Genomic DNA, 15,799 nt, shown 5'->3' on the forward strand with positions numbered 1-15,799 from the left:
TCGCGAGTCTCAAACCGTGTCGGTCACCGTCTCCTGCGCATGCATCCGCTCGACTTCGTTCGGCGTTGGCTTGGCCACTTTCGTGACGAAGACGATGAGTGCCAGCGTGAGGAAAACCGCGCCGAGCAGATAAGGCGCGCCACCGAAGGTCACCGGTGCGCTCGGCCCCGTGAACCAGGAAAAAATCCCCGTATAGAGCAGCGGCGTGATGATCGAGGTGATCGAGAAAATCGAGGTCATCGCGCCCTGGAGTTCGCCTTGCGCCGACGGCGGCACCTTGGCGGCGGCGAGGCTCCTGAGCGGCGGATCGGCCAACGCTTCGAGGCAGCCGGCAACGATCACCGCATAGATCATCCAACCCTGCCACGCGAAGGCGTAGCCGAAGGCGCTAAGCGCGGTGAACGCAAGGCCGATGACCGCCGTCCGCCACTCGCCAAGCCTGGGGATCACGCGCGGCAGGACCGTCGCCATGATGATCGCGCCGCACAGGCCGAAGGCCCCAAGCGAGAAGCCGATCTGCTGCTCGCTCCAGCCGTAGCGGTAGTTGGAGACGAACGACCAGACCGCCGGATACATCATGTGGCCGAGCGTCATCAGGAAGAAGGCAAGCCCGATCCAGCCGATGCCTTGGTAGTTGCGCATCTGGAGGAGCGTGCCGACCGGGTTCGCGCGTTTCCACTCGAAGCGGCGACGGTGCTTGTCATCGAGCGTCTCCGGCAAGAAAAACAACGCAATCAGGAAATTCACGAAAGCCAGCCCGGCCGCGAAATAGAACGGCACGCGCGGCCCGAACGTGCCGAGCAGCCCGCCCAGAACCGGTCCGATGACGAAGCCGACGCCAAAGGCGATGCCGAGCAGGCCGAAATTCTTCGCCCGGTTCTCATCGGTCGAAATGTCAGCGATGAAGGCGGACGTCGTCGAATAGCTGGCGCCGGAAATGCCGGCCAGCAAGCGCCCGATGAACAGCATCGGGTACGACCAGGCGACGGCGCAGATCAGATTGTCGATGGAAAACGTCAGCACGGAGGCAAGCAGGATCGGCCGCCGCCCGAACCGGTCGCTCAAGCCTCCCATGACGGGCGCGAAAACGAACTGCATCGCTGCATAGGCGAAGAGCAGCCAGCCACCCTCGATCGCGGCCTCGCTGACGCCGACGCCGGTGAGCTCCTGCAGATAGGCCGGCAGTACCGGCATGATGATGCCGAAGCCGATGATGTCGAGCAGCAGCGTGGTAAAAACGAGCGCAAGGCCCCGCTTGGCGGTTTTGGGATCGATCATGATCGGTCAAGCTCCTCTGGCCGCTTCGGGGCAAAAGCGGACGCACTTTATAGGCGAGCGCCCAGCCGGGAACAATAAGGGAACGAGCAGGATGCTTCCATCCTGACATCCCCTGACGGCAATGCCGCCGTCAGACCAGCGAGGAAACCGGCCGCTTCAGATCGGGTTGTTGAAGGTATCGCAGTCCGAAAGCTTGCCGCTCTTGTAGCCACGCGCCAGCCAGGTCTGCCGCTGCTGCGAGGTGCCGTGGTTGAAGCTTTCCGGCACGACATAGCCTTGCATCTTCTTCTGCAGCGTATCGTCGCCGATCTGCCTGGCGGCGTTCAGCGCCGATTCCATGTCGCCCTGTTCGAGAATGCCCTTTTGCGCGGTGAAATGCGCCCAAACGCCGGCGAAGCAGTCGGCCTGGAGTTCAACCTGCATCGACATGTGGTTGGCCTCGGCCTCACCCATGCTCTGCCGCATCTGGTTGAATTTGGGCAGGATGCCGGTCAGGTTCTGCACATGGTGGCCGACTTCATGGGCGATCACATAGGCCCGAGCGAATTCACCAGAGGCGCCGAACTGCTGGTCGAGCTGCTGGAAGAACGTCATGTCGAGGTAGACCTTGTGGTCGCTGGGGCAATAGAACGGCCCGGCCGCCGAGGAGGCAAACCCGCAGGCCGAGCGGATCTGGCTGCTGAACAGCACCAGTTTCGGATCCTCATAGGTCAGTCCCTCGGCCTGGAAGATGCCTTTCCAGGTGTCCTCGGTTTCGGCAAGCACGGTCGAAACGAACTGCTTCATCTCGTCGGAAGCGGGCGCTCCGGTGCCGCCGCCCTGGTCGCCGCTGTTGTCGGTGATCTGGCCGCCGCCGCCCGGCAACAGGCCGCCATCGCCACCGCCCAGAATCTGAGACGGATCGAAGCCGAAATACCATCCTGCAAGGACGACCAGGATGACAATGAAGATGCTCGAACCGCCGCCGGCGCGTCCGCCGATCGGGATGCGGAACTGGCCGGGGCTGCCGCCGCCCAATCCACCGCCGCCACCGCTGTCGCTGCGCTGGTCCTCGACATTGTCACTCTGACGACGGCCTCTCCAGAGCATGGCAACTCCCCGCGATGCGAATTTCCGAACGATCAGGACGGCTTCCCGATGCCGGCCATACCCAACAAACAATTATCCCAATGGTTGCAGCAAGTCACAGCATTTTTCGCGCCGGATGGCGTGCCGGCCTGTCGGCTCGCCGCTCTGGCCGAGACGGCGCAACGCCTGTAGCATGCATGTCGACAAGGGGTTGCGAGGGGCACTTGCGGATGATTGGCCGGTTCCTGCTGTTGCTGGCGGCATTGATGGGTCCAGGCATCGGGACAGCCAGTGCCGTCACCCTCGATTCCAGCGTCGCCGTCACCGACCCCGAAACGCTGCAGGCGCTCGAACGCGGCGGCTTGTCGATCAGCCGCTTGCTTGGTCCGGCGCTTGGGCTGACGCGTGACGTCGACAATCGCAGCCTGTTTTCGGTACGCGCGCTGACGCCGGTCCGTAACGCCGTCAAACAGCAGATCGCCGACGAGCCCGGCAACAGCCCTGACCCCTATGTAGCGGCATTGGCAAAGTCGAAGGACAGCAGCCAGAAATTCAACCCGAAATACATCGACGATAACGGCTCGACGCTGGATCTCACCGGCGTCGTCAACCGCATGGATCGCGGCTATCTCGGCCACACCGAATGCGGCGAGATCAGGCTGATCTATCGCTTCCACTATTCGGTCGAGGAGAAACCTGGACAACGCATCTCGTCCCGCCTGCCTTTGACCATGAGCCTGGTCTTCAACGCCAAGCCCACGGCCGCCTCAGGTCGCGCTTCGAAGGACCGGCCGCGCTCGACCAGTGTCTCGTGCGCGGATGTGGCAAAGCGCTGGCTGGCTGCCGGACAGAAGGACCTTGCGCCCGACCAGCTTGCGGCCTGGCTGCGCTCGGATGAAGGGCCGCTCTCCGGTGCCATGCTCAATTCCGCGCAGATCATGCGGCTCGAGCTCAACATGCAGGTGTTGCGCCTGTCGGCCTCGTCCCGCCGCGACTTCGGCGGCCATGCCGAATACCTGCTCAAGATATTCAAATGGGATCCGGCGACCGCCACCTTCCAGGAATCGAAGATGGAGAACCAGATCGACAGGAAGGTGGTGCTTGCCGACAGGCAGGCATTCTCGAAATGGCTGCTCACCGACCGCAACATCTACGACCTCGATCGCGGCCGGCTGGTCATCGATGAGAAATTCCTGGCGACCAGCGCCGTCTCGGTCGCACCGGGCGGCATGAGCCGCTCCCAGAACAACATCGCCTATGGATTGCTTGATGACGATGCCGTCGACAAGGCGCTGAAAGACTATGTCGCCAGGGGCAACCAGCTTCGCGCCGTGAAATCGGTGGCCGGCTTCAACCTGCGCCTTAACGAGATGACCTGTACGGGCTGCCACCAGACGCATGGCATTGCCGGCTTCCACTATACCGGCGCCGATCCGGCCAGCGAACCGCGCCGCAATGCCGTCTTCGTGCCGGGCTCCGCCGTCTTCTTCGCCGATCTGCCGCGAAGGCGCGCGATCGTCGAGGAGTTCGCCGCCGGCAGGCATCCTGACTTCAGCCGGGGCTTCGCCGCCCGCCCGGATCAGAAATACGCCGAAGCGCTGAAAGGCACCGACCTCTATGATGGCTGGGGCTCGATCTGCTATCGCGGCACGGATGCCAGCTTCAAGGACTGGAGTTGTGGCGAAGGCCTGCGCTGCGCCGGCGTCCACGAGAGCGCCATCCATCCGGGCTTCGGCACCTGCGTCAGCGAAGCAGGGACCGCGGTCGGAGACCCGGTCGAGTTCGGCGAGATAAAAATGTCGAAATGGGGCAGCGACCAGTACTGCCGTCTGTCGCCGGCCACCGCGAAGGCCTGCGGTATCGACCCGGCCAGAGACAAGAAGCCGCTGGTGAAGCTTGCAGGCTATGGCGCGGCGCGCCAGCGCTACGACAATCCCGAACAGAAGACCGGCGGCTTTCCGGGCGGCTTGCTGCGCAAGGCGAGCTGCGACAAGCTACCCGACGAAGCAACCTGCGGCCGGCTTGCCAAGACCGGCTTCAACGACTGCATCGGTTCCGGCAAGGATCACAAATTCTGCACCAGGGAATTCACCAAGACCGCCGGCCTGCGCGCCTGCGACAAGGCCCATCCCTGCCGCGAGGACTATATCTGCACCGCCGGCTATGACGATCTGGCCGAAGCAAAGCCTGGCAAGGGCACCTGCATCCCGCCCTATTTCATCTTCCAGTTCCGCGTCGACGGCCATCCGCGCAGCTGGGTGCAGGACACGCAGGACTGAAACGTGATTGGCGCGAGCGAACAGCCTTAGCTCTTCTGCTTGGTGCCGGCGCTCTTGCCGTCGGAACTTTTCGAGCGCTCCTCGAAGCGGGCGGCGCCCTTCTTCAACGGCCGGCCGGTGTCGGCTTCGGTCTTGCGTTCGTTCTTTGCCGCGGCTTGCTTCAATCCTTTGGCGGCCTGCTTGCCTTTTGCGGTCGGTGCCTGTTCCACGCCCATGATGTCCTCCTCGCCGCGCCAATCGCGCGCGGCATGACATCAAACGCATCGGCGATATCTCTGTTCCGGCAGGTCGAAAAAGAGATCAGCGCGGCGCCGTCATCGCCTTGCGAAACGCCTCGAGCGTCTCGGCGCTGACATGGTGCTCGATGCCCTCGGCATCGATGCGCGCCGTCTCGGCGCTGACGCCGAGCGAGCGCAAAAAAGCTTCCACGGTCTGGTGGCGGATGCGGCTCTCCTCGGCAACCTTGCGGCCGGTCTCCGTCAGGAACACGCCGCGATAGGGTTTTCTGGAGACCAGTCCCTCGGTGCACAGCCTGGTGAGCATTTTGGCCACGGTCGGTTGGGCGACACCCAGCCTGGCCGCGATGTCGACCTGCCGCGCTTCGTTGCCGTCCTCGATCAGATCGGCGATCAACTCGACATAGTCTTCGACGAGCGCACTGCGGCGTGCTTCACGCGTCTGCCTAAACCCTTCCGAATGAATTTCGGCATCGGGAAGCGGCTTTTCGCGTCGAACCGGTCTGTTCCTCAGCGCCAATACGCGCTCCTCCTTGGCAGCTTGAAGTCTGAATCGGCTCCGCACTCATAGCACGGACCCGGTTGGTCTGGCCGTTTATTTGCATTCCAGGGCAGGCGCAACCGGCGTTTGCGGTTATCGGTCCGGGGCATCAATCGGCACATCACAAAAGCATGATCAATGAAACATAGCATATTGCATAATGTTGAGCCCCGGCATAGGTAGGAAGCACAGCCATCCATTCAAGCGGACCCCTCCATGTCAGACGCCGAAGCCACCGTAGAACCCCGATCCGCGTGGCGATTTGCCAGGCCGGACGAAGACGACCAGCCCAGCCTGCGCGAGGTCAACGCCTCGATCGCGGTGCCGCAGTCCGGCTTCTGGCTGCGCCGGCTGTTCGCCTTCATGGGACCGGGCTACATGGTTTCGGTCGGTTATATGGACCCCGGCAATTGGGCGACCGACCTCGCCGGCGGCGCCCAGTTCGGCTACACGCTGCTGTTCATCATCATGCTGTCGAACCTGATGGCGATCCTGCTGCAGGCGCTTGCCGCCAGGCTCGGCATCGCCACCGGCCGCGATCTTGCCCAGGCCTGCCGCGCCTATTATCCGCGCCCAGTCAATTTCCTGCTCTGGATCGCCTGTGAACTGGCCATCATCGCCTGCGACCTCGCCGAGGTCATCGGCACGGCGATTGCCCTGCAGCTTCTGTTCGGCATTCCGCTGATCGGCGGCGCCATCATCACCGCGCTCGATGCTTTCCTGCTGCTTCTCTTGATGAACAAGGGCTTCCGTTTCCTCGAAGCCTTCATCATTGCGCTGTTGATCATCATCTTCGGCTGCTTCGCCATCCAGATCTTTGCCGCCGCACCGCCGGTCGGCTCGATCCTGCATTCGATGTTCGTGCCGTCGTCCGAAATCGTCACCAACCCGGAGATGCTCTACATCGCCATCGGCATCATTGGTGCCACGGTGATGCCGCACAATCTCTATCTGCACTCCTCGATCGTGCAGACCCGCGCCTATGAGCGCACTGAAAAAGGCAAGCGCGACGCCATCAAATGGGCGACCACGGACTCGACCATCGCGCTCATCCTGGCGCTGTTCGTCAACGCCTCCATCCTGATCGTGGCCGCGGTGGCCTTCCACAACACCGGCCACCAGGACGTAGCCGAGATCGGCCAGGCCTTCGAATTGCTGTCGCCGCTGCTTGGCCTCGGCATCGCCTCGATCCTGTTCGCTGTGGCGCTGCTGGCCTCCGGCCTCAACTCGACGGTCACGGCTACGCTTGCCGGCCAGATCGTCATGGAAGGGTTCCTGCGCCTGCGCATCCCGCAATGGGCACGCCGCCTGTTGACGCGCGGCATCGCCATCATCCCGGTGGTGGTGGTGACAGCGCTCTACGGCGAAAAGGGAACCGGCCAGCTCCTGGTTCTCAGCCAGGTGATCCTGTCGATGCAACTGCCCTTTGCCGTCGTGCCGCTGGTGCAGTTCGTGTCCGACAAGAAGAAGATGGGCAACCTCGCCATCCCCCGCAGTGTCGCCGCCCTTGCCTGGGTGGTCGCCGCCGTCATCCTGGTGCTCAACTTCAAGCTGCTCTACGACACCGTCGTCGGCTTCGGCTGAGTTTCTTCCCGCCATCGCGACAAAGCTGCGGCCTGCGCTATCTTCTGCAGCGCCATGAACAGGATCGAGGACGCCAGGAGATTCTACGCACGGCTGATGGCGGCCCATGCCGCATCGGCCGATCCGCGTCTCGAGGAGGTGATCGCCGCGGTGCCGCGCGAGGCCTTTCTCGGTCCCGGGCCATGGACCATCATTGCCGGCAACGGCAAGGTCGAGACGCCGAGCGCCGACCCGGTTCACATCTACCAGAACGTGCTGGTGGTGCTCGACGCCGACAAGGGCATCAACAACGGTGAACCGTTCCTGCACGCCATGTGGATCGGCAGGATCGCGCCAAAGCCTGGCGAGGCCGTCACCCATATCGGCGCCGGCACCGGCTACTACACCGCCATCTTGGCGAAGCTGGTGGCGCCCGGCACCGTCACCGCACTCGAGCTGAATGCCGGCCTCGCCGCCCGGGCGAAGAAAAACCTAGAATCCTATGGAAACGTTTCAATTATCCATGGCAACGCCGTCGAAAGCGAACTGCCGCCTTCCGATATCATCTATGTCAATGCCGGTGTCATGGCGCCGCCTTCCTGCTGGCTGAAGGCGCTAAAGTCCGGCGGTCGCTTGATCTTCCCGTGGCGTCCGGCCGATCGCGTTGGCCTGGCAATGGTGGTGACCCGCACCGCGCAGGGTTTGGCCTGCGATCCGTTCATGGGCTCATGGTTCATCCCTTGCGTCGGCGCCTCGCTCGCCGGCCCGTCGGCGAAAATCCCCGACCGCCAACAGGCCGCGAGCAGCCGCTCGATCTGGCTGACGGCCGACAAGAAGCCGGACCGCACAGCCACTGCCATCATCGGTGATATCTGGTTCTCGTCGCGGGCCCTCGGCAGGCGGCGGCGATGAGCACCGCTCAGCTATTGGGCCACGCCAGTTTATGCGTAGCGTGTCGGACGGTTGTCTGCCCGCCCGTTCTTGGGTCGAAATCCGGCCCTGACGGCGCGGATCATCGAAAGGGAGAAGACCAATGAGAAAGATCATCGTCGCTACATTCGTCAGCCTCGACGGCGTCATGCAGGCGCCAGGCGGTCCGGAAGAGGATCCGGTCGGCGGCTTCAAGTTCGGCGGCTGGACCTTTCATTACTTTGACGAGGTGGCGGGCGCGGCAATGGATGAACTATTCTCCAAACCCTTCGCCCTGCTGCTCGGCCGCAGAACCTACGACATCTTCGCCGCGTACTGGCCGTATCAGAAAGATTCGATCGCAGATGCCTTCAACCCTGCGACCAAGTATGTGGCGACGCATCGGCCGGATTCGCTCACCTGGCAGAACACGCAATGGCTTGGGGAAGATATCGTCGCAACGTTGCGCCACCTCAAGCAGGAAGATGGACCTGACCTGCTTATCCAGGGATCGGGCAATCTGATCCAGACCCTGCTCGCCAACGGGCTGATCGACGAGATCCGGCTGATGATCTTCCCGCTGGTGCTGGGCAAGGGCAAGCGGCTGTTCGGCGATGACGCGATGCCGGCCGCCTTCAAGCTTGCCAGGTCGCAAACTTCCAGCACCGGCGTCATCATGGCCACCTATGAGCGCGGCGGCGAGATCAAGACCGGGTCGTTTGCCACGGAGAAGCCTTCGGAAGCCGAGCTCGAACGGCGCAAGAACTGGAAGTAATGGGACGGCCTTGGCACCTTTCCTCTCCCTCCGGAGGGGGGAGAGGTGGCGCTGCACAGCAGCGACGGAGTGGGGGAAGGCGGTCCTCAGATGCACCGCCGCTGACAACTCGCCCACGGGGCCTCAATCAGGGCGAGGCATCGCCCCGGCTTGAAGTAACAACGCCCGAGCCATGTCGACCCCCACTCCGTCGAGCTTCGCTCGACACCTCTCCCCCGATCGACGGGGGAGAGGAACCCAGGTTCTGCTTGGTCTCACGCCGCCTGCTGCCGCCGCGCCAACCCGTCGCGGATATGAGCCGCAAACTCTCGTGCGGCGGGTTCGATGCCATGCCTGGGCAGGTGCAGATTGATCGCAAAATTCGGCAAGGCCGGCAGCTCGGCATCGCAAGGCAAAATCTCGAGATCCGCCGGCACTGTCGAGGCGAGCCAGGTGGTGACGGCGAGGTCGGAACGCACCGTCGCCGTCGTCGCGTCGATGTTGCCGTTCTCGAACACGGTGCGCCATTCCAGCCCATGTTCGTAGAGTGCTGAAATCACCGCCGGGCGGAAAGCGCAGGTGTCGGCGACCATCGACACCGGCAAGGGGCGCTTTTGGCGGGCGACGCCACCTCTGGCGCCGACCCAGACCAGCCGGTCGATGAGCAGGCATTCGCCGGCGGACGGGCCGACCTGCTCTTCGATGACGGCGAGATCGATCGTCCCGGCTGCGAGCGCCGCGGCGAGCTCAGGCGAGGAGGCGCAGAGCAGCGAAATCTCGATCTGCGGATATGTCCCGGCATAGGCCTTCAACACCGGAGCAAGCAGCGTGCCGACAAGGTCATAGGGCACGCCGAGCCGCACCTGCCCGGCAACCGCATTGCCCACCATCTCCGTCCAGATCTCGTCATTGAGCGACAGCAGCCGCATGCCCTTGCCGAGCAGCCGTTCGCCGGCGCGGGTGAGTTTCAGACCGCGCCGGTCGCGTTCAAACAGGCTGGAGCCCAAAATATCCTCCAGCCGCTTGACCTGCTGGCTGACGGCGCCTTGCGTCAGGTGCAGCGCATTCGCCGCCGCCGTCATGCTGGCCTTGTCGGCGACGGTGACGAAGGTGCGGATCAGGGTGGTGTCGAGATTGCGGATCATTGTTGCATTATGAATACTAATGTCGTTCATAGCAAACATTGCATTTACTGATGCTGGACAATCCGTAGAAATGCTGGTTCCACACAGGAAACAGCATGCTCGAGACCGTCCTTCCCCTGATCCTGTTCGCGCTGGTCTCCACCTCCACGCCGGGCATTGCCACGACGCTGTCGACGGCCTCCGGCGCGCAGTTCGGCTTTCGTCGCTCGGTGCCGCTGATGGCCGGCAGCGCCGCCGGCCTGGCTTCGGTGGCGGCGGCCGGTGCCGCCGGGCTTGCTGGCCTGCTCGCCGCCGTGCCGTCGCTGCAACTGGCGATGAAGGTCGCGGGATCGGCCTACCTCGTCTGGCTTGCCTTCAAGATCGGTCGCAGCGGCCCGCCCAATCTCGACGTGTCGATGGCAAAGCCGAACAGCTTCTTTGGCGGTGCCAGCGTGCAATGGATGAACCCGAAGGGTTGGGCGATGGGCCTGGGCGCCGCCGCCTCCTTTGCGGCGCTCGCCGACGGCCCGCTGCAGCTCGCGCTGCTGCTCGGCGCTGTCTTTGGCCTGGCGGCGGCGCTGTCGCTGTCACTGTGGTGCGTGGCCGGCACGCTGCTTGCGCGGCTGCTCAAGACAGAGCGGCAATGGCGGGCGCTCAACGTCGTGCTTGGCCTGGTGCTCGCCGCCTCGATCGTGCCGATGTGGCGGCCGGCCTAACCCTTCAGTTCCTCGCCCCCACGAATGTGGGGGAGAGGTGGCTCGGCGAAGCCGAGACGGAGAGGGGGATTAGCACGACGACGGCGACCCAGCTCCAGTAAGGCACCGCCCTACGAAGGCCCCCTCTCCGGCCGCTTCGCGGCCACCTCTCCCCCGCCCTGCGGGGGCGAGGAACTCAAGTCCTGTCAGCTCAAGCCGCGTAACGCGCCGCCGGCTTGCCGGCGATCAGGCTGGCGTAAAAACTGTCCCGGGCGCCGATGTACGCATCGAGTTTGGCCGGATCGGCGAGCCCCGGCGCGGTGACCGTCTCGCCCTGGGCAAAGCCGGCAAGCGCCGCATCGACCAGATCGTCAACGGTCATCACCCAGTCCTGGTTGAGAGAGTTGAGATCGGCGCCGGCCAATTCCCAGAAGTCGGTGCGGATCGGCCCGGGCAGCACGACCTGCACCTTCACGCCGGTGTCGGCGACCTCGCGCTGCAGCGCCTCGGTGAAATTGACGACATAGGCCTTGGTGCCGCTGTAGATGCCGCCGATCGCCGTGCCATAGGCGGCCACCGAGGCAATGTTGACGATGGCGCCGCGATTGCGCGCGAGCAGCCCCGGCAGCACCGCGCGTGTGAGTCTGGTAAGCGCGATGACATTGACCTTGATCATGCGCTCGGTCGCATCGGCATCGGCGTCTGCCACGACCTGCTGGCCGCCGAGGCCGGCATTGTTGACGAGCAGCGTCACGCTCTCATCGTTGGCGATCGCCTGCTCGACCCGGCGAACATCGCCGTCATCGGAGAGATCGGCGGCGATCACCTTGACCTTGCGGCCATAGGCGTAACCCAGCTTGTCCGCCAGTTCCTGCAGCCGGTCGGCGCGGCGCGCCACCAGCACCAGGTCGTAGCCCTGTGCGGCCAGCCGATCCGCATAGACGGCGCCGATGCCCGACGACGCGCCGGTGATGACGGCTGTGCCCTTGTTGTCCTTCGTGCTCATTGTCCTGTTCCTTTTTGCTGCCAAGCGAGACGAGCCCTATGGCGTTCGTCCGCGTCAGATTTCAATTAGTGGCATATGCCACTTTCACGAAGTAGGTATATGCCACTATCTTGTCAACGGCGGCGACAAAAACTATTTCTGCGGGCAGGTCGGCGGAACCATTCGCCGACAAGGAGTTGTCATGACTAAAGCCACGCTGCCCGGCCTTACCCTTTGCAACAACGCCACGCTGCGGCGCGCCGGGCGCAAGCTCGGCCGGTTCTATGACGATGTGTTGGCGCCTTCGGGCCTCAAGGGCACGCAATACGGCCTGCTCTACCAGATCCATATCGGCAGCGAACCGGCGATGGGCGCCATAGCCGAGGCGCTGATCATGGACCTGTCGGCGCTCGGCCACACGCTGAAGCCGCTGATCCGTGACGGTTATGTCGAGGCCTTCGCCGACAAGGACGACCGCCGCGTCAAGCGCGTGCGGCTGACGCCGCAGGGCGGGCTCAAGCTCAATGAGGCGACCAAGTTGTGGACCATCGCGCAGCAGCGTTTCGAGGCCATGGTGGGCAAGGACCAGGCGGCGAAGCTGCGCGCGGCGCTCGATGCAATCGCTGCGCTGGATTTCGATATGCCGCCGGCCAGATAAGCGGCCGGCGACTTTGTAGAAGACTACTCCGCCGGAACCGCGACCGGCCGCGCCAGGTTCCGCCCGGCCAACACGACGCCGAGCCCGATCAACGGGAACGCCGCGGCGATCAGGCCGAGATCGGCCGGCACGCCGTAGCGCAGCACGGCACCGCCGACCACCGCGCCCAGCGCCACGCCGAGATAGAGCGCCGAGGCATTGAGCGACAGCACGATCGGAGCGGCGTCGGGCGCGATCTTGATGATGCGGCTGGCCTGCGCCGGCGGGAAGGCCCAGCCGACGATGCCCCACGGCACCATCATCGCCATCAGCGCCGGCCCGGCAATATGGTGCGGCAGGAAGGTCGGGATGACCGACAGCATGACCAGCATGGCCGCGCTCAGCGCCAGCGACCAGCCGACGGTGCGCGTCGCGCCGAAACGGTCTGCCGCCTGCCCGCCGGCGATGTTGCCGATGACGGCGCCGACGCCGAAGGCGAGCAGCATGCCGGGCAGCGCCAGCGGGCTCAAGCCGCCGCCTTCGATGGCCAGAGGCGCGACATAGGAAAAGACGGTGAAGGCGCCGATCAGTGCCAACATCGTCGTCAGCAGGATCGGCATCACGCCGGGACGCAGTGCGGCCGCCAGCCTGCGCTTCAGCGGCAGCTTGGTGCCGACGATGCCGCGCGGCAGCCGGTACCACAGGATGGCGCCGGCCAGCGCGCCGAGACCGGCGATGGCAAAGAAGGTGCCGCGCCAGCCGGCGACGGTCGCGACGAGCGCGCCGAGCGGCGCACCGAGGGCAACTGCCACCGTGGTGCCGCCGACGACGACGGCAATGGCGCGCGCCCGGTGATGGTCATCGACCAGCGCGACCGCCGTGCCTTGCGCGGTCGCGGCGAACAGGCCCGACGACAGCGCCATGATGATGCGGGCGATCAGCAGCAATTCGAAGGACGAGCTCAGGGCCGCAACCAGATTGCCGAGTACGAAGAACACCAGCGTCCACAGGATGACGCGGCGCCGGTCCCATTCGCCGGTCAGCGTTGCCAGGATCGGCGTTCCGACCGCATAGGCCAGCGCGAAGGCGGTGATCAGCGTGCCGGCGAGCGGAATCGAGATGCCTGCATCGGTTGCGATGTCGGGCAGCAGGCTGGAGATGACGAAGCCTTCGGTCGAGATCGTGAACGATCCGAGCGCAAGCCAGAAGAGGCGCTTGTCCATGGCGGGTGTCCTTAGTTCAAAAGTTATTGAACAATTGGACACAACAGGGCATGATGTCAATGAAGCCAGGGAAAAATAGCTGAAGCCTGCTGACAGCCCTGTGTCAGGACAGGGCGCGGAACGAAGAGGCTGTGTATGGGCGCCGAAGGAGGAGACACGTTGAAATCGCCCCCGTTTGCGCCTAATTCTCGGGCCATGACCCTGCCCCACCCCAACGCCGACCAGATCAGCCTGCCGATCGTGCTCGCCGTGCTCGGCGATCCGACCAGGCTCGCCATCGTGCGCTATCTCGCCAGCAAGGAAGGCGTCGCGCTGAACTGCAGCCAGTTCCTCGATCTCGGTTCCAAGACCAATCTCAGCTACCATCTGGCCAAGCTGCGCGAGGCCGGCGTCACCCGTGCCGAGGTCGTCGGCACCAACCGGATGATCACGCTGCGCCGCGCCGACCTCGACGCCCGCTTCCCAGGCCTGCTCGACAGCGTCATTGCCGCCGCCGGCGAGGACAAGGCACTGCCCGCGGTCGGCGGCGCCGACGAGATCGAAATCCAGGCTTAGGGCTATTCCTCTCCCCGCTTTGCGGGGGCAAGGAAACAATACCTCACCCACGGAGCTCCCTATGCGCATCGCCATCCTCGCCGACATCCACGGCAACGTGCTCGCATTGGATGCCGTGCTCGACGATCTCAAGCGCCGCGGCGGTGCTGATCTCACCGTCAATCTCGGCGACTGCGTCTCCGGCCCGCTGTGGCCGCGCGAGACCATGGAACGGCTGGAGGCGCTCGACCTGCCGACCGTGCGCGGCAACCACGACCGACGCGTCGCCGTCGATCCGGCCGACGACACCATGTGGCCGTCGGACCGCTATGCACAGGAGCGGCTGACGGCGGAGCAGCGCGAGGCGCTGCTTGCCTTGCCCTTCACGCTGGAGATCGTGCCCGGCGTCATCGCCTTCCACGCCCGGCCGGACCATGACGAGAAATATCTGGCCGACGCGATTACCGACGGCCAGTTGGTGCGCGCGCCGCTCGCCACCATAAGGCGAAGGCTGAAGCCGCTCGATCCCGCCTGCCGCATCGTGCTCTGCGGCCACAGCCACCGCAGCGAGCTGATCCGCATTCCCGGCGGCCCGGTGATCTTCAATCCCGGCAGCGTCGGCTGCCCGGCCTATGACGATTCGACCCCACCGGCGCACGTTTCCGAGCAAGGCTCGCCGCATGCGCGTTACGGCATTGTCGAGCTGGACGTGCCCGGCCGTCCCGACCGTTTCGAGGCCTTTGCCGTCGACTACGACCATGAGGCGGCGGCACGGCAAGCCGAGCAGGCCGGCAGGCCGGAATGGGCGCACGCGCTCAAGACAGGGTTTATGTCGGACTGAACGCAGAATGCGTTCATGTCAGGCTGAACCTATTGGTTCATGCCCCAGGGCTGAACGCAGGATGCGTTCATGCCCCCTGAGCAAGCAGCAGCATCTTTTCGAGATGACATGGCATCGCGTCGTCCCTTATAAAACGCTCCGGCAAGCGGCGGCGACGTCTGAGTCGCGCCGCGCTTTAACGCACGCCCACGGCCAGGTGATGAGGCGCACGATCACGCTCCCGAAGACGCTGCATCTCTTGATTGCCGCTCCGTTTCTGCTGGCGGCACTGCCGGCCAGGGCCGAAGAGCCGGCACCTGTTGTCTCCTATGTCAACGGACTAGCGCCCGACGATCTCCTCAACATCCGCGCCACGCCTTCAGCGATCGGCAAGACCGAGGCGCGCCTGCCGGTCGGCGCACCCCTCAAGAACTTCGGCTGCGCCGACGTCAACGGCAATCCGTGGTGCAAGGTCGAAGAGGTCGACAATCCGCAAGTCCGTGGATGGGCCCCTGCACGCTACCTCAACCCCGCCAGCGCGGTGGTGCTGACGGAAGCGGATATGGCATTTTCCGCCCAACCGAGCTCCGCGGCCGCGACGCCGCCGCCCGACCTCACGGAGCGCCTGGGCGGGGCGGACGAGACGACCGATCCCGACGGCGCGCCGAAATCCGCCGAGGCTATCGGCAAGACTGCCATGCTGGATGCCTATAGCCTGGCGTTCGCGACCGTTGATACTGCCTCGACTGGAGGGGCACCCACCGACATCCCTTGCGCGCGCCATGTCGGCCAGCCAATGACCCGCTGCGAGATAAGCGTCGCGCATACGGGTGGCGACAGCGCGGTGACCGTGACATGGCCGGATGGCGGCACGCGCGTCATCAGCTTTCACGGCGGCCTGCCGACCGGCTCGGACTCGTCAGACGAGTTCCGCTTCACCCGCGAGGGCAGCCTCAACATGATCCGTATCGGCAATTCCGAGCGCTTCGAGATCACGGACCAGCTTGCGCTGGGGATTAGGGATTAGGCAGTAGGCAGTGGGGAATAGGCGGTTGGCCCCTCCCTGCTCACTACTGCCTACTCACTACTGCCTACTCACTACTGCCCAATCCCTCATTTTCGGGGTTACATCATTCAAAACTCTTCCCTATAA

General features: G+C 64.4%; 16 protein-coding genes. 9 read left to right on the forward strand and 7 right to left on the reverse strand.

Annotated features, from left to right (window positions below; genetic code table 11):
- Positions 1 to 9 precede the first annotated feature (9 nt).
- Together A6B35_RS25890 and ypfJ are read right to left on the reverse strand one after the other, a co-directional pair.
- Positions 10 to 1,278, reverse strand: coding sequence for a TCR/Tet family MFS transporter (locus A6B35_RS25890; protein WP_006200036.1), 1,269 nt, complete (start codon positions 1,276 to 1,278; stop codon positions 10 to 12).
- Between the two features lie 156 nt (positions 1,279 to 1,434).
- The gene (gene ypfJ / locus A6B35_RS25895; RefSeq protein ID WP_006200037.1) at positions 1,435 to 2,367 is read right to left on the reverse strand and encodes a KPN_02809 family neutral zinc metallopeptidase; all 933 of its coding nucleotides are present in this window, start codon (positions 2,365 to 2,367) and stop codon (positions 1,435 to 1,437) included.
- Positions 2,368 to 2,576: 209 nt separating this feature from the next.
- Between ypfJ and A6B35_RS25900 the strand changes: the two genes are divergently transcribed.
- Positions 2,577 to 4,625 (forward strand): hypothetical protein, encoded by a 2,049-nt coding sequence (locus A6B35_RS25900; protein WP_006200038.1) that lies wholly within the window; start codon positions 2,577 to 2,579, stop codon positions 4,623 to 4,625.
- Positions 4,626 to 4,651: 26 nt separating this feature from the next.
- On the opposite strand, the gene A6B35_RS25905 is transcribed toward A6B35_RS25900, so the two are convergent.
- Entirely contained in the window at positions 4,652 to 4,840 is a 189-nt protein-coding gene (locus A6B35_RS25905) for a hypothetical protein (RefSeq protein ID WP_006200039.1), read from the reverse strand.
- 85 nt (positions 4,841 to 4,925) lie between these two features.
- Positions 4,926 to 5,381 carry a manganese-binding transcriptional regulator MntR gene (mntR, locus tag A6B35_RS25910; RefSeq protein WP_006200040.1) on the reverse strand — a complete coding sequence of 152 codons (456 nt, stop codon included), beginning with the start codon at positions 5,379 to 5,381 and terminating at the stop codon, positions 4,926 to 4,928.
- Positions 5,382 to 5,618: 237 nt separating this feature from the next.
- Here mntR and A6B35_RS25915 point away from each other — a divergent pair, with 237 nt between their 5' ends.
- From A6B35_RS25915 to A6B35_RS25925, 3 genes are all read left to right on the forward strand, one after another.
- Positions 5,619 to 6,986 carry an Nramp family divalent metal transporter gene (locus tag A6B35_RS25915; protein WP_006200041.1) on the forward strand — a complete coding sequence of 456 codons (1,368 nt, stop codon included), beginning with the start codon at positions 5,619 to 5,621 and terminating at the stop codon, positions 6,984 to 6,986.
- Positions 6,987 to 7,040: 54 nt separating this feature from the next.
- A complete protein-coding gene (locus tag A6B35_RS25920) occupies positions 7,041 to 7,877 on the forward strand; it encodes a protein-L-isoaspartate O-methyltransferase family protein (protein ID WP_040581961.1) in 837 nt (278 codons plus the stop codon).
- Positions 7,878 to 7,998: 121 nt separating this feature from the next.
- Positions 7,999 to 8,649: a dihydrofolate reductase family protein gene (locus tag A6B35_RS25925; RefSeq protein WP_006200043.1), complete on the forward strand. Its 651-nt coding sequence runs from the start codon at positions 7,999 to 8,001 to the stop codon at positions 8,647 to 8,649.
- A 254-nt stretch (positions 8,650 to 8,903) separates the two neighbouring features.
- Here A6B35_RS25925 and A6B35_RS25930 read toward each other — a convergent pair whose 3' ends face one another.
- Entirely contained in the window at positions 8,904 to 9,773 is an 870-nt protein-coding gene (locus A6B35_RS25930; RefSeq protein WP_006200044.1) for a LysR family transcriptional regulator, read from the reverse strand.
- 95 nt (positions 9,774 to 9,868) lie between these two features.
- On the opposite strand from A6B35_RS25930, the gene A6B35_RS25935 reads away from it, so the two are divergent.
- Entirely contained in the window at positions 9,869 to 10,468 is a 600-nt protein-coding gene (locus A6B35_RS25935; RefSeq protein WP_006200045.1) for a LysE family translocator, read from the forward strand.
- Positions 10,469 to 10,658: 190 nt separating this feature from the next.
- Here A6B35_RS25935 and A6B35_RS25940 read toward each other — a convergent pair whose 3' ends face one another.
- Positions 10,659 to 11,453 (reverse strand): SDR family NAD(P)-dependent oxidoreductase, encoded by a 795-nt coding sequence (locus tag A6B35_RS25940; RefSeq protein ID WP_006200047.1) that lies wholly within the window; start codon positions 11,451 to 11,453, stop codon positions 10,659 to 10,661.
- Between the two features lie 181 nt (positions 11,454 to 11,634).
- Between A6B35_RS25940 and A6B35_RS25945 the strand changes: the two genes are divergently transcribed.
- Positions 11,635 to 12,090 (forward strand): MarR family winged helix-turn-helix transcriptional regulator, encoded by a 456-nt coding sequence (locus A6B35_RS25945; protein ID WP_006200048.1) that lies wholly within the window; start codon positions 11,635 to 11,637, stop codon positions 12,088 to 12,090.
- Between the two features lie 23 nt (positions 12,091 to 12,113).
- Here the strand turns inward: A6B35_RS25945 and A6B35_RS25950 are convergent, their stop codons facing one another.
- Positions 12,114 to 13,292 (reverse strand): MFS transporter, encoded by a 1,179-nt coding sequence (locus A6B35_RS25950; protein WP_006200049.1) that lies wholly within the window; start codon positions 13,290 to 13,292, stop codon positions 12,114 to 12,116.
- A gap of 195 nt (positions 13,293 to 13,487) precedes the next feature.
- Between A6B35_RS25950 and A6B35_RS25955 the strand changes: the two genes are divergently transcribed.
- From A6B35_RS25955 to A6B35_RS25965, 3 genes are all read left to right on the forward strand, one after another.
- Entirely contained in the window at positions 13,488 to 13,847 is a 360-nt protein-coding gene (locus A6B35_RS25955) for an ArsR/SmtB family transcription factor (protein ID WP_006200050.1), read from the forward strand.
- Between the two features lie 61 nt (positions 13,848 to 13,908).
- Positions 13,909 to 14,667 (forward strand): metallophosphoesterase family protein, encoded by a 759-nt coding sequence (locus tag A6B35_RS25960; RefSeq protein ID WP_006200051.1) that lies wholly within the window; start codon positions 13,909 to 13,911, stop codon positions 14,665 to 14,667.
- A 199-nt stretch (positions 14,668 to 14,866) separates the two neighbouring features.
- The gene (locus tag A6B35_RS25965; RefSeq protein ID WP_006200052.1) at positions 14,867 to 15,673 is read left to right on the forward strand and encodes an SH3 domain-containing protein; all 807 of its coding nucleotides are present in this window, start codon (positions 14,867 to 14,869) and stop codon (positions 15,671 to 15,673) included.
- Positions 15,674 to 15,799 lie beyond the last annotated feature (126 nt).

It is taken from the genome of Mesorhizobium amorphae CCNWGS0123, from assembly GCF_001686985.1.
GTDB classification, from domain to species: Bacteria; Pseudomonadota; Alphaproteobacteria; order Rhizobiales; family Rhizobiaceae; genus Mesorhizobium; species Mesorhizobium amorphae.

What these genes read in the sequence shown, in the direction of transcription:
- A6B35_RS25890 (WP_006200036.1), bottom strand. Translation starts at nt 1,278, where the DNA reads ATGATCGATCCCAAAACCGCCAAGCGGGGCCTTGCGCTCGTTTTTACC.
- ypfJ (WP_006200037.1), bottom strand. Translation starts at nt 2,367, where the DNA reads ATGCTCTGGAGAGGCCGTCGTCAGAGTGACAATGTCGAGGACCAGCGC.
- A6B35_RS25900 (WP_006200038.1), top strand. Translation starts at nt 2,577, where the DNA reads ATGATTGGCCGGTTCCTGCTGTTGCTGGCGGCATTGATGGGTCCAGGC.
- A6B35_RS25905 (WP_006200039.1), bottom strand. Translation starts at nt 4,840, where the DNA reads ATGGGCGTGGAACAGGCACCGACCGCAAAAGGCAAGCAGGCCGCCAAA.
- A6B35_RS25915 (WP_006200041.1), top strand. Translation starts at nt 5,619, where the DNA reads ATGTCAGACGCCGAAGCCACCGTAGAACCCCGATCCGCGTGGCGATTT.
- A6B35_RS25920 (WP_040581961.1), top strand. Translation starts at nt 7,041, where the DNA reads ATGAACAGGATCGAGGACGCCAGGAGATTCTACGCACGGCTGATGGCG.
- A6B35_RS25925 (WP_006200043.1), top strand. Translation starts at nt 7,999, where the DNA reads ATGAGAAAGATCATCGTCGCTACATTCGTCAGCCTCGACGGCGTCATG.
- A6B35_RS25930 (WP_006200044.1), bottom strand. Translation starts at nt 9,773, where the DNA reads ATGATCCGCAATCTCGACACCACCCTGATCCGCACCTTCGTCACCGTC.
- A6B35_RS25935 (WP_006200045.1), top strand. Translation starts at nt 9,869, where the DNA reads ATGCTCGAGACCGTCCTTCCCCTGATCCTGTTCGCGCTGGTCTCCACC.
- A6B35_RS25940 (WP_006200047.1), bottom strand. Translation starts at nt 11,453, where the DNA reads ATGAGCACGAAGGACAACAAGGGCACAGCCGTCATCACCGGCGCGTCG.
- A6B35_RS25945 (WP_006200048.1), top strand. Translation starts at nt 11,635, where the DNA reads ATGACTAAAGCCACGCTGCCCGGCCTTACCCTTTGCAACAACGCCACG.
- A6B35_RS25950 (WP_006200049.1), bottom strand. Translation starts at nt 13,292, where the DNA reads ATGGACAAGCGCCTCTTCTGGCTTGCGCTCGGATCGTTCACGATCTCG.
- A6B35_RS25955 (WP_006200050.1), top strand. Translation starts at nt 13,488, where the DNA reads ATGACCCTGCCCCACCCCAACGCCGACCAGATCAGCCTGCCGATCGTG.
- A6B35_RS25960 (WP_006200051.1), top strand. Translation starts at nt 13,909, where the DNA reads ATGCGCATCGCCATCCTCGCCGACATCCACGGCAACGTGCTCGCATTG.
- A6B35_RS25965 (WP_006200052.1), top strand. Translation starts at nt 14,867, where the DNA reads ATGAGGCGCACGATCACGCTCCCGAAGACGCTGCATCTCTTGATTGCC.